Origin of the sequence: Pseudoxanthomonas sp. (assembly GCF_002863005.1) — a bacterium.
Lineage (GTDB): Bacteria > Pseudomonadota > Gammaproteobacteria > Xanthomonadales > Xanthomonadaceae > Pseudoxanthomonas_A.
On record NZ_PKDG01000008.1, the window covers coordinates 1 to 12032 of the forward strand.

Sequence of the window (12032 nt, forward strand, 5' to 3'; positions counted from 1 at the left end):
CGACAATGCGATCCGCTACGACCGCAGCCGCGGCGGCGTGGACCCCGTGCGCACGGATCTCTCCGCCACGCTCTTCCTGAGTGCACCGGAAGACTACGACGGCGGCGAACTGATCATCGAGGACACCTTCGGCACCCAAAGCGTGAAGCTTCCGGCCGGACACATGGTGCTCTACCCCGGCACCAGCCTGCACCGGGTGACGCCGGTGACGCGCGGCGCGCGCGTGGCTTCGTTCTTCTGGCTGCAGAGCATGGTGCGCGACGATGGCCACCGCAGGCTGATGTTCGAGCTGGATGTCTCCATCCGTCGCCTGACCGCCGACGTGCCCGAGCACCCTGCGCTGGTGCAGCTGACGGGCGTGTACCACAACCTGCTGCGGCAATGGGCGGAGGCCTGACCGATCCAAACAAGATCCATCCTTGTTTGCATTTGATAAGTATTCTCATTTAAGATTCGCCGTGTCCGGTGGGCCGCCATGGCTCGCCGCCGGGGAAGTCAGGTGTTCCAAGCATTCGCCTCCATCGTCGGACAGAGCCGCGCGCCACAGGCCCGCGCGGGACTGTACTGCCGTCTGCTGGGCCTGCTGGCGATCGTGCTCTTCCATGCCGCGATCAGCCTTTCGCTGGGAAGTGGCCATGTCAAAGCCTTGGACGCCGCCGGGTCCGGCACGCGGATAACACTCGCAATCGCTGCGGAGGACGGTGATCCGCCACCGGTGATGCCGTATCGCGGACCGCACCTGAAGAAGCCTCGTGTCAGCGCGCTGAAGGTCTGGACTGGGTCCGCCTCCCGCGCTGCCGCGCCGGCGCCGGCATTCCTGGCCGGCCACGCTCTCAGCGTTTCGTCCGAAGGAACGCGAGCGTCGAGCGCACCTCTGTCGAACACCACGCCGATGCTTCGGTCCGACGCCACACGGCGCCTGCATCCCGGCCAGGCGCCACCGCGCGTCGCCTGATCTTCGCCGGCCGTGCGAGGCACGGCGGCCCGGTCCGCGTCGCGCCATTGCCCGCGTGATGCGCCTCCTTCTTCATCCCTGCGAAACCCGTCATGAACCTCTCTTGCAGCTCCCTGCAGGCGCCGCCGCGCCACACCCGCCTTGCACTCGCCCTTGTCGTCCTGGTGTGCGCGCCCGCGCTGGCCCAGCCCGTGCCTGAGGGCGCGGCGGAGGCCACCGAACTCGACGCCGTGGTCGTCACCGCATCCGGTTTCGAGCAGAAGATCACCGATGCGCCCGCGAGCATCAGCGTGATCACCGCCGAAGAACTGCGGCAGCGCCCCTACATCACGCTGATCGACGCCGTGCGCGACCTGGAAGGCGTGGACGTCGGCGAAACCTCGGACAAGACCGGGCAGAAGACGATCAGCATCCGCGGCATGGGGCCGGACTACACGCTGATCCTCATCGACGGCAAGCGCCAGAACAATCATGGCGACATCTACCCGAACTCGTTCGGCGGCAACCAGTTCAACCACATTCCGCCGCTGGACATGATCCAGCGCATCGAAGTCATCCGCGGTCCCGCCTCGACGCTGTACGGCGCCGATGCGCTGGGCGGCGTGATCAACATCATCACCCGCAAGGTCTCGGATCGCTGGCGCGGCTCGGCCACGCTCGGCCACGGCATCCAGGAGAACAGCGATTTCGGCAGCGACACCACGCTCGACTTCGCGCTGATGGGACCCCTGCTGCAGGATCGCCTGGGCGTTGGCGTACGCGGCTCCTGGTATGAGCGCAATGCGTCGACGCCGGAGTACGAAACGATCACCGCGCCGGATGGCACGGTGTTCGAACGCGCGCTGGGCTTCGGAGGTGGCGGCAAGACCGTGGACAACACCAACAAGAGCGCGGGGATCACGCTGAGCTGGACGCCGACGGATCTCCAGAGCGTCACCTTCGACTACGACACCTCCGAACAGGTCTACGACAACACGCCCTACATCAACAACCTGGGCACGGAAACATATCCGCTGGGTACCGTGGATGGCCTGGCAGGCATCTGGCGTGCGGCGCCGCAGGTAGGCTACGCGGCCGACCAGGAGTTCACGCGCGACCAGTGGTCGGTCACGCACAACGGCCAGTGGGCCTTCGGCACCAGCTTCGTGTCGCTGGCGCACATCGACACCGGCAATCATGGACGCACCCTCCCCTTCACGGTGGCCGAGCGCCTGCTGCACCGTGACATCTACTGCAACAACGCGGCCACCTGCGCCACCGGCCCTTACGCCGGGCAGACGCGCGCGCAACGCCAGCAGTTGGCCCTCGCGACGTTCCTGCCTCGTCCGAAACGCACCATGGAGAGCAGCCAGTACACGCTGGACGCAAAGCTGGATTTCGCTGTCGGTGACGCACATCGATTCATCGTCGGAAGCCAGGTCATCGACGGTGAACTGCAGGACGGCGTCTTCGGCATGGAAGGGGGCGGCGATGGCGCCGGTACCGTACAGGAACACAAGATGTGGTCGCTGTTTGCGGAGGACAACTGGACGCCGATCGAGAGGCTCACCATCACACTGGGTCTGCGCCATGACGACCACAACGTGTTCGGCGGCCAGTTGAGTCCCCGTGCCTATGCCGTATGGGATGTCAGCAGCGCATGGACCCTGAAGGGCGGCGTCAGCACGGGCTTCAAGACCCCCAAGACGACCGACCTTTACGACGGCGTCACCGGATTCGGGGGCCAGGGCACCACGCCCTTCGTCGGCAACCCGGACCTGCAGCCCGAAACCAGCGTCAACAGCGAAATCGCATTGTACTGGACCTCGCCGGACGACGCGCACAACTTCAACATCACCATGTTCCGCAACGACTTCGACGACAAGATCGCGCGCGGCGAGACCAGCCTGAGCTGCGAGCAGACGGGGGGCGTCCGCCCCTGCGCCAACCTGGGGGACTACGCGCTGCTGGGTTACACCACGTATGCGCAGAACATCAATATCGACGAAGTGCGCATCCAGGGCGTCGAGATCGCAGGCCGTTGGGGCATCAGTGACAGCCTCTCACTGCGCGCCAACTACACGTTTACCGACAGCGAGCAGCTGAGTGGAGCGCAGAAGGGCCTGCCCCTCACCAACACCGCGCGCCACATGGCCAATGCCAGCCTGAACTGGCAGGCGACCGACGCGTTCAGCATGCAGTTGCTGGCGGAGGCCCGCTCGAGGCGCTACCGCGACACCCTCAACGGCGTGCGCCGCGACTACCAGGACTACACCGTGCTGCACCTGGGGGCGCAGTACCGCTTCAACGAACACGTGTCGCTGTCCGGCCGCATCAACAATCTGCTCGACGAGGACTTCACCACGTTCCAGACCGTCTTCACCGACCTCGATAACGACGGCATCTACACCTCCAACGAAGTGTCCTACCTCGACGATTACAACAACAAGGACAAGTCACGGAACCTGTGGCTGAGCCTCAACGTCAGCTTCTGACGTGCGAGCGCGTGCGCGGTCGTGTCCGCCGCGAACGCCAGTCAATTGAGAGCGATTCTCATCTGTGATGTAATGGTCGCCCGCTTCATCTGCGCCGAGAAAGCCGTTGTCCCCTTCCGCCTCCCCTGCCCTCCCGCAACAGCGCCGCGGCTTCTGGCTGCGCACGTTGCACCAATGGCACTGGATCAGCTCGGCCGTCTGCCTGATCGGCATGCTGCTGTTCGCGATCACCGGGATCACGCTGAACCACGCATCGAAGATCGAAGCCACACCCGACGTCGAGAACATCACGACGACCGTGCCCGCCCCGATCCTTGCGGCACTTGGCGACCGTCAGGAGGGGAATGCGCCCCTGCCAGCCACCGTCGCGAGGTGGCTGGAAAAGGAGCTGTCGGTCGCCATCGGCACGCGACCGGCTGAATGGTCGGACGTGGAGCTCTACCTCTCCATGCCCGGCCCCGGCAGCGATGCCTGGTTGAGCATCGACAGCGAAACCGGCGCCGTGGAATACGAGCGGACCGACCGCGGCTGGATTTCCTATTTCAACGATCTCCACAAGGGCCGCAACGCCGGGCCGGCATGGGGATGGTTCCTGGACATCTTCGCCGTGGCCTGCCTGGTGTTCTGCATCACCGGGCTGTTCCTGCTGTACCTCCATGGCAGGCAGCGCAGCATGACCTGGCCGATGGTCGGGCTCGGCCTGCTGGTGCCCCTGCTCATTGCGCTGCTCTTCATCCACTGACCCTCTTCCTTCCGGAAACCCGCATGTCGAAGATCGCCGTCCACACCACCCTGACCATCGCGCTCAGCGGCCTGCTGGCCACGCCGGCCTACGCCGCCGCGCTTGACGTCACTGTCGAGATCCCCAAGCTCAATGTGGCCGAATACCACCGGCCTTATGTCGCCGTGTGGATCGAAGGCGCGGACCAGAAGGTCGCCGCCAACCTGTCGGTCTGGTACCAGCAGACGAGCAATTCGGAAGGCCATGGCACCAAATGGCTGCCCGACATGCGCCAGTGGTGGCGCAAGTCCGGGCGCTCTTTGCAGGTGCCGGTGGATGGCGTGACCGGACCCACCAAGCCGGTCGGCAAGCACGCATTGAGCTTCAGCGACAAACAGCACCTGGCCAAGCTGGCGCCCGGCCAGTACACCCTGGTCGTCGAGGCCGCGCGCGAAGTCGGTGGCCGTGAACTGCTGAAGATTCCCTTCACCTGGCCCGCCAAGGGCGCAGCGCAGTCGGGCAAGGCGCAGGGCGCCACCGAACTGGGCGCCGTCACGCTGACGGTCAAGCCCTGATCCTTTCCCTCTATCCGCTGGAGATTCCGATGAAGCGTTCCCTCGCCGTAGCCATCGTCCTGGCCTCCGCCATTCCCGCCAGTGCGCTGGCGCACAAGGCGTGGCTGCAACCCTCGCAGACTGTCATCGCCGGTACCAACCCATGGATCACGGTCGATGCCGCGGTGTCCAATGACCTCTTCTACTTCAACCACGTACCGCTGCGCACCGAAGGCCTGGTCATCACCGCGCCGGATGGGTCTACTGTCGAGGCGCAGAACCTGGCGACGGGCAAGTACCGCACCGTGTTCGACGTCGAGCTGAAACAGCAAGGCACTTATCGCATCGCGACCGTCAACAGGAACCTGATGGTTCGCTGGGAAGGCGCCGACGGCAAGCCGGGCGGCCTGCGCGGCGCGAAGCCGGAAGACCTGGCCACCAAGGTGCCGAAGGATGCGAAGAACCTGCAGGTGTCGGAATCGATCGGCCGCATCGAGACGTTCGTGACCAACGGTTCGCCGAACGACACCGCGCTGAAGGCCACGGGCACGGGCATCGAACTGGTGCCGGTCACGCATCCCAACGACCTGTTCGCCGGTGAGGCCGCCACGTTCAGGATGCTGGTGGACGGCAAGCCCGCCGCGGGGCTGGAGTTCGAGATCACCCGCGGCGGAACGCGCTACCGGAACGCGCAGGAGGAGATCAAGGTCACCACCAACGGCGACGGCGAGTTCAGCGTGACCTGGCCGGAAGCCGGCATGTACTGGCTGGAAACCGGCACCCAGGACGACAAGACCACGGTGCCGCAGGCCAAGCAGCGCCGCCTGAGCTATGTCGCCACGCTGGAAGTGCTGCCGCAATAAGCCGACCCCACGTTGCCGGACGCTCGTCCGACGTCGTGCATCGACATGAACATCCCCCTCTCTTCGCCTCCCGTTTCCCCGGCGCCCGTGCACGCATTGCGTGGGCATACCATGGGCACGACGTGGTCGGTCCAGTACGGCAGCGCGGTGCGTACCGATCCGCATGCGCTGCATGATGCGGTACAGGCGGAACTCGACCGCGTCGTGGCCCAGATGAGCACGTGGGAGGAAGACGCGGACATCATGCGTTTCAACCGCTGTGCGCCCGGCCAATGGTTTGACCTGCAGGACGACCTGCTACGCGTGCTCGCTGCGGCATTCGATGTCGCAGCACGCAGTGGAGGGGCATTCGATCCGACCGTATCGCCGCTCGTGGCGGTATGGGGCTTCGGCGCGCACGCCGGCCACCGCCGTCGTCCGGCGGACGTGGACCTGGTCGAGGCGCGCGCGAGGGTCGGCTGGCAACATCTGCGGCTCGACGCCGAGCAGCGCCGACTTCGCCAACCCGGTGGCGTGATGCTGGATCTGTCGGCCATCGCCAAGGGGTATGGCGTGGACCTGGTCGCCGGCCTGCTGCGGCGCCGCGGCATCGACGCCGCACTTGTCGAGGTCGGCGGCGAGCTGTACGGCTACGGCCGGAAGCCGGATGGGCAGTCGTGGCGGGTACTGGTGGAATCGTCGCCCGACGAAGAAGCCGACAGCGAAGGCATGGCGCCGCGCGTGCTGAGGCTTGAGGGCGTTGCGGTCGCCACGTCCGGGGACCGTTGGCATGCCTATGCACAGGATGGTCGTCGTTACTCCCACACGATCGATCCGCGCAGTGGCGAACCGGTGACGGATGCCGCCGCTGCGGTGACCGTGGTCGCTGCCGATGCCATGCATGCCGACGCCTGGGCGACCGCGCTGACGGTGATGGGTCCCCATGAAGGCCACGCGTTCGCGCTTCGGCATGGCCTGGCCGCGCGCTTCCTGCATCGCACTGCTGACGGTCTGCGGGAATCGTTGACGCCCGCCTTCGAACAGCATCTCGCGGCATGAGTGCGCCATCCGCCAGTGCGCGACGCAGCATCGCCCCCTTGGTCGGGAATGCATGTGCGATGGCGCTGCTGGTCGCATGCGCCTGGTGGCTCGGGGGCCTGCACGACGCCGAAGGGTGGCAGGCCATGCCGTCGACGATCCGGCGCCAAGCCGCCGTCGCGGCGGTGCTGGCGTATGCCGGCCTTGTTGCCGCGTGCCTGTACCGGGCGCGCGCCCGCGACCGCTCGGCGCGCCCTGCCCCGCGCGTTCCGCAGGATGCCATCTGGGTGGTGCATGCCAGCCAGACCGGCTTTGCGATGGAGCTGGCGGACCTGACGGCAGCGGCGCTTCGCAAGGGCGGCGTGAGCGTGCAGCGCGCCGCACTGGAACGCCTGGATGAAACGCGACTGGCCGGCATCACGCGGGCCCTCTTCGTGGTCAGCACCACCGGGGAGGGGGATCCGCCCGACCCTGCACTCGGTTTCGTGCGACGGGTGATGCCACTGTCGCTGTCGCTGGACAACCTGCAGTACGCGGTGCTGGCGCTGGGCGACCGCGAGTACGACCACTTCTGTGCCTTCGGCCATCAGCTGGATGACTGGTTGCGGAAGCACCATGCAAAACCGTTGTTCGATCTTATCGAAGTGGACAACGCCGACGACAGCGCATTGCGCCATTGGCAGCACCACATCGGCCAGCTCGGCAACGGGAACGAAGCGCCGGACTGGGCGCCGCCCCGCTACGGCTCGTGGCAGCTGCGGCACCGCGTCAACCTGAATCCGGGCAGCATGGGCGGGCCTGCTTTTCACCTCGTGCTGGAGCCAGCGGAGGGCGCCTTGCCGTCCTGGACGGCGGGAGACATCGCCGAGATCGGGCCGCGCCGCGCCGCGGGGGATGTCGAAGAGGTACTGCGCCGCATCGACAAGCCGGGCAATGCGAAGGTGCGCTGGCAGGACGAAGTGCAGCCGCTGGCATCCGTCCTGGCGCGCACCCGCTGGCCCGATCTTGCGACGATGTCCACCGCAACGGACGCACAGGCGCTGGCGGATGCCTGCACGCCGCTCCCGCACCGCGAGTACTCAATCGCCTCCCTTCCCGCAGATGGCGGCGTGCACCTGCTGGTACGCATGATGCAGCGCGCCGATGGCGTGCCTGGCCTGGGCAGCGGCTGGCTGTGCAGGTACGCACAGCCAGGGGATGCGATCGCCCTTCGCATCCGGCGCAATCCGAACTTCCACCCACCCTCGCCTCACGTGCCGATGATCCTGATCGGCAACGGCACCGGCCTCGCCGGCCTGCGCGCCCACCTGCGGGCACGCGTGCAAGCGGGTGCTGCGCGCAACTGGCTGCTGTTCGGTGAGCGCCAGCGCGCGCACGACTTCTTCCACGGAGATGAATTGCTGGCCTGGCAGGCGAACGGAATGCTCGAGCATCTCGACCTGGCGTTTTCGCGCGATGGCAGTGAGCATCGCTATGTCCAGCATGCGTTGCTGGCACGCGCTGACCGGTTGCGGCAGTGGATTGCGGAAGGTGCCGTGGTTTACGTCTGCGGCAGCCTGGCCGGCATGGCCCCCGAGGTGGAGGCTGTGCTGTGCAGCCTTCTGGGCGAGGATCATGTCGACATACTGCGCGCCGAGGGACGCTATCGCCGCGACGTGTACTGACCCGTGGCCTCAGCCGGCGCCATCCTCGATGCGGATAGCCAGCAACTCCCCTCCCCCCTGGAGCGCGTAGCGCTCGCGGCCTTCGCCAGGCACCAGGATGGCCGTATCGCCGCTCCACAGCGGGCCCAGGCCACTGGCGTCATCGAAGGTCGCCTGGCCGGCGATCAGGTGGATGACCCAGTGCACGCCCGGCCGTGTGAAGAACAACATCGGCCCCACCAGCGGACGATGCAGCAGTTCGGCCCGCACGCGACCGCGCCGCCACATCAGGTTGAAATCGTGCGTCACGCCATCGATCAGTTCGCCGGTGACGCTGTCTTCGCCGGCGAACCGCACGCGATCGTGCGGCGGCATCACGTCGACCACCCGTCCATCGCCGAACCGCAGGCGCAGTCCGTTGCCGCGGAGCAGCACCAGTTCGCGTTCGATGCCGGGAAATGAAGAGAACGCCGCGTCATGCTCGATCTCAGCGATCGACAATCGCCAGTCCCACGCATCGCTGTCGGGAACCCGCAGGATCTCGCGCGTCCATCCGAGACCGTTCTTCCAGCGATCACGACGGTACTCGTTCGCAGGAATGAGGCATGACGATGCCGGCATGGTGTTTCCGTGTGAGGGCGCGGCGCGATTCTAGCCGGTCCCTCTGCCGGCTACGCGAAGCGCGACCCGGAAACGACATCGCCCGGGCGCGCATCCTGCGCTCCCGGGCGATGTCCACGTCCGTGTCGGCATCCTGCCGGTATCAGGCTCCTGCCCGCTCCTGACCCTTGCGCATCCTGCGCGGTGTAGGTACGTCCTTGTCGGCTTCCTGCCTGTTTCCCTTGGCCTCCTGCCCCTGCGCCTGGCGCCGCACGTCCTGTGAGGACGCCAGGCGCGGGATTCGATCAGCGTCGCGCAACCGGTTTGGCGGGCTTCGCAGCGGCGGCCGCCGGCTTGCTTGCCGGGGTCGCGCCGGTCCGCAGTTCGATCCGTTCGCGGTTCTGCTCGATCGTGCTCAAGCCGATTCCCTTCACCATCGCCAGTTCCTCGGCGCTCTTGAACGGGCCATTCGTCTTGCGGTACTCGACGATCGCAGCCGCCTTGGCCGGCCCCACGCCGACCAGCACACGATCGAGCGCGGCTGCGTCGGCCGTATTGATGTTGACTCTCTCCGTGGCCATCGCCTGCATGGCGAACAGCAGCGACAGCGCGGTGGCGAACACGATCTGGATGAACGACTTCATGACGACTCTCCTTGTGGCATTGGACTCTCCATGCATGCGGGATGCGTCACGGCATCCGGCATGTTTCCGCCGGCGGCGCATGGCCTGCGGCGGTAGGGAAAGTGTCCAATCCCGACAGCTGCCACGGTATCGCCCATGCACGGGCGAATCTGCCCGTAAACGCCGCAGCCGGCTGTAGGAAAAGTCCTACCCCGGGCCAGGGCGTAGAATGGCGACCTGCCTTTCAGTGCCCGGAGTTGCCATGGATACCGCCAAAGTCGACCGTTACGTTGCCGAGAAATGGGATGACGACATCGTCCCGCAGCTGGTCGAGTACATCCGCATCCCGAACAAGTCGCCGATGTTCGACAAGGACTGGGTGGCCAACGGCTACATGGAGCAGGCCGTCCAACTGATGGAGCGCTGGGCGAAAGCGCAGCCGGTGCCGGGCATGCAGGTGGAGGTCATCCGCCTGGAGGGCCGCACGCCGCTGATCTTCATCGAGGTTCCCGCCAGCGGGCCGGAGACGGGGGCCGACACCGTGCTCCTGTACGGCCACCTCGACAAGCAGCCGGAAATGACCGGCTGGGACGACGACCTTGGCCCGTGGGTGCCGGTCATCAAGGGCGACAAGCTCTACGGCCGAGGTGGTGCGGATGACGGCTACGCGATCTTCGGGTCGCTGGCGGCGCTCCAGGCGTTGCAGCAACAGGGCGTGCCGCATGCGCGCTGCGTGGTGTTGATCGAAGCCTGCGAAGAGTCGGGCAGCTACGACCTGCCCGCTTACGTGGATCATCTGGCCGACCGCATCGGCAAGCCCTCGCTCGTCGTCTGCCTGGATTCGGGGTGCGGCAACTATGAGCAGCTCTGGTGCACCACGTCGCTGCGCGGCCTGGCCGGCGGCAACTTCACCGTGAAGGTGCTGGAGGAAGGCGTGCATTCCGGCGACGCTTCGGGTGTGGTGCCGTCGAGCTTCCGCCTGCTGCGCCAGCTGCTGTCGCGCCTGGAGGACGAGCAGACCGGCCGCATCCTGCCGGACGGCCTGCAGGCGGAGATTCCCGCCGCCCGCGTCTCACAGGCGCAGGAAGCCGCGCGTGTGCTGGACACGGCGGTATTCGACAAGTTCCCGTTCCTGCCCGGCATGACGCCGATGGCCGAAGACCTGGCCGAACTGGTACTCAACCGCACGTGGCGCCCCGCATTGTCGGTCACCGGCGTGGACGGCATGCCGCCACTGTCATCGGCGGGCAACGTCCTGCGCCCCTACACGTCGGTGAAACTGTCGCTGCGCCTGCCGCCCACGCTGGAGGGCAAGCAGGCAGGCCAGTTGCTGAAGGACCTGCTGGAAAAGGATTCGCCGAACGGCGCGCAGGTCAGCCTCGACCTGGAGAAGGCCAGCACCGGCTGGAACGCGCCGGCGATGTCGCCGTGGCTGGAGAACGCCATCGATGCGTCCAGCCGGGAGTTCTTCGGCAAACCGGCGATGTACATGGGCGAAGGCGGCACCATTCCCTTCATGGGCATGCTGGGCGAGAAGTTTCCAGGCGCGCAGTTCATGATCACCGGCGTGCTGGGCCCGCATTCCAATGCGCACGGCCCGAACGAGTTCCTGCACATCCCCATGGGCAAGAAAGTCACCGCCTGCGTCGCACGCGTAATTGCCGAACACCACGCTGCGAGCGTGCGTGGCGAGACCACGGGCGTGGCTGCGGTGGCGGGCGGCGAACAGCACGGTGATCACGGCTGCTGCTGATTCGCACGGGCGTCGTCATGCGCAGAAGGCCGGGGCAGCCCGGCCTTCGTCGTTTCCGGACGACATCGAAGACGACGTGCGCGTCGCGGCGCGGAGAGTGCGGCGCGACTCACGTCGCCTCTACATGACGCTGCGGATGCTTCACATCGACCGCCTGCGGCTCCACTTCGCCTCCTCTGCCAGCAACCGCTTGGACGATGGCTGGGTTACGCTGCGCAGGCCCCCATTTCCCAACCGGAGTGTTTCGATGGAACAGATCTTTGGCGGTGGCATCCTCTGGACCTTGCTGATCGGCTTCCTCGCCGGCCTGCTCGCACGGGCGCTCAAGCCGGGCAACGACAAGCTCGGCTTCTTCATGACCATCGTGCTGGGCATCCTGGGTGCATTGCTGGCGCGCTTCGTCGGCATGCAACTGGGCTGGTACGGTCCCGGTGAACCGGCGGGCTTCATCGCCGCCGTCGTCGGCGCCATCGTGCTGCTGGTGATCTATGCGATGGTGAAGAAGAAGCGCTGACACTTCATCCCGGCGCAATCGAATGCCCCTCCCGGGGCATTCTTTTTTCCACCCTGCCGAATCGCCATGCGCGCGACCAAGCCGTCCTGCTGCGGCAATCGTGAAGGGCGAGCCACAGTGTCAGCGGCAAGCCTCACCGCATCGCGCTTCGAGGTCGCGCGGGCCTGCTGTCCGGCAGCATCGTCGACAGCGATGCACGGGAGGTCAACGTCAGTCTGGACCCGCGGGGCGCCAGAGCATGGACGCGCTGCGGGTAGGGCAAGCGCCAGCGAACGCGAAGCGTGCCGGCGACTCCGTCGGGACTCGGCAACACGC

General features: G+C 66.4%; 12 protein-coding genes. 10 read left to right on the plus strand and 2 right to left on the minus strand.

Annotation, left to right across the window (positions count from 1 at the left end):
• The 8 genes from CYU89_RS01075 to CYU89_RS01110 all read left to right on the plus strand — a co-directional run.
• Positions 1-397 (plus strand): Fe2+-dependent dioxygenase (locus CYU89_RS01075; RefSeq protein ID WP_296278373.1); only part of this gene is annotated, 397 nt, incomplete at its 5' end.
• Between the two features lie 102 nt (positions 398-499).
• Positions 500-955 (plus strand): hypothetical protein, encoded by a 456-nt coding sequence (locus CYU89_RS01080; protein WP_296278374.1) that lies wholly within the window; start codon positions 500-502, stop codon positions 953-955.
• Positions 956-1047: 92 nt separating this feature from the next.
• Positions 1048-3429 carry a TonB-dependent receptor gene (locus CYU89_RS01085; protein ID WP_296278375.1) on the plus strand — a complete coding sequence of 794 codons (2382 nt, stop codon included), beginning with the start codon at positions 1048-1050 and terminating at the stop codon, positions 3427-3429.
• Between the two features lie 106 nt (positions 3430-3535).
• The gene (locus CYU89_RS01090) at positions 3536-4171 is read left to right on the plus strand and encodes a PepSY-associated TM helix domain-containing protein (RefSeq protein ID WP_296278376.1); all 636 of its coding nucleotides are present in this window, start codon (positions 3536-3538) and stop codon (positions 4169-4171) included.
• Positions 4172-4194: 23 nt separating this feature from the next.
• Positions 4195-4725, plus strand: a complete 531-nt coding sequence (locus tag CYU89_RS01095; protein WP_296278377.1) for a DUF2271 domain-containing protein — start codon at positions 4195-4197, stop codon at positions 4723-4725.
• A gap of 29 nt (positions 4726-4754) precedes the next feature.
• Entirely contained in the window at positions 4755-5567 is an 813-nt protein-coding gene (locus CYU89_RS01100; protein ID WP_296278378.1) for a DUF4198 domain-containing protein, read from the plus strand.
• 45 nt (positions 5568-5612) lie between these two features.
• Entirely contained in the window at positions 5613-6605 is a 993-nt protein-coding gene (locus CYU89_RS01105) for an FAD:protein FMN transferase (protein WP_296278379.1), read from the plus strand.
• Positions 6602-8248, plus strand: coding sequence for a sulfite reductase subunit alpha (locus CYU89_RS01110; protein WP_296278380.1), 1647 nt, complete (start codon positions 6602-6604; stop codon positions 8246-8248). The genes CYU89_RS01105 and CYU89_RS01110 overlap by 4 nt, the downstream gene beginning before the upstream one ends.
• Positions 8249-8257: 9 nt before the next feature.
• Here CYU89_RS01110 and CYU89_RS01115 read toward each other — a convergent pair whose 3' ends face one another.
• Together CYU89_RS01115 and CYU89_RS01120 are read right to left on the minus strand one after the other, a co-directional pair.
• The gene (locus CYU89_RS01115; protein ID WP_296278381.1) at positions 8258-8848 is read right to left on the minus strand and encodes a HutD family protein; all 591 of its coding nucleotides are present in this window, start codon (positions 8846-8848) and stop codon (positions 8258-8260) included.
• 284 nt (positions 8849-9132) lie between these two features.
• Entirely contained in the window at positions 9133-9471 is a 339-nt protein-coding gene (locus CYU89_RS01120) for a helix-hairpin-helix domain-containing protein (RefSeq protein WP_296278382.1), read from the minus strand.
• Between the two features lie 241 nt (positions 9472-9712).
• Between CYU89_RS01120 and CYU89_RS01125 the strand changes: the two genes are divergently transcribed.
• Both CYU89_RS01125 and CYU89_RS01130 read left to right on the plus strand, forming a co-directional pair.
• Entirely contained in the window at positions 9713-11203 is a 1491-nt protein-coding gene (locus CYU89_RS01125) for a M20 family metallopeptidase (protein WP_296278383.1), read from the plus strand.
• A gap of 247 nt (positions 11204-11450) precedes the next feature.
• Positions 11451-11717: a GlsB/YeaQ/YmgE family stress response membrane protein gene (locus CYU89_RS01130; RefSeq protein WP_296278384.1), complete on the plus strand. Its 267-nt coding sequence runs from the start codon at positions 11451-11453 to the stop codon at positions 11715-11717.
• Positions 11718-12032 lie beyond the last annotated feature (315 nt).

Coding starts and splice junctions, on each gene's coding strand:
- CYU89_RS01085 (WP_296278375.1), top strand. CDS start 1,048: ATGAACCTCTCTTGCAGCTCCCTGCAGGCGCCGCCGCGCCACACCCGC.
- CYU89_RS01095 (WP_296278377.1), top strand. CDS start 4,195: ATGTCGAAGATCGCCGTCCACACCACCCTGACCATCGCGCTCAGCGGC.
- CYU89_RS01100 (WP_296278378.1), top strand. CDS start 4,755: ATGAAGCGTTCCCTCGCCGTAGCCATCGTCCTGGCCTCCGCCATTCCC.
- CYU89_RS01105 (WP_296278379.1), top strand. CDS start 5,613: ATGAACATCCCCCTCTCTTCGCCTCCCGTTTCCCCGGCGCCCGTGCAC.
- CYU89_RS01110 (WP_296278380.1), top strand. CDS start 6,602: ATGAGTGCGCCATCCGCCAGTGCGCGACGCAGCATCGCCCCCTTGGTC.
- CYU89_RS01115 (WP_296278381.1), bottom strand. CDS start 8,848: ATGCCGGCATCGTCATGCCTCATTCCTGCGAACGAGTACCGTCGTGAT.
- CYU89_RS01120 (WP_296278382.1), bottom strand. CDS start 9,471: ATGAAGTCGTTCATCCAGATCGTGTTCGCCACCGCGCTGTCGCTGCTG.
- CYU89_RS01125 (WP_296278383.1), top strand. CDS start 9,713: ATGGATACCGCCAAAGTCGACCGTTACGTTGCCGAGAAATGGGATGAC.
- CYU89_RS01130 (WP_296278384.1), top strand. CDS start 11,451: ATGGAACAGATCTTTGGCGGTGGCATCCTCTGGACCTTGCTGATCGGC.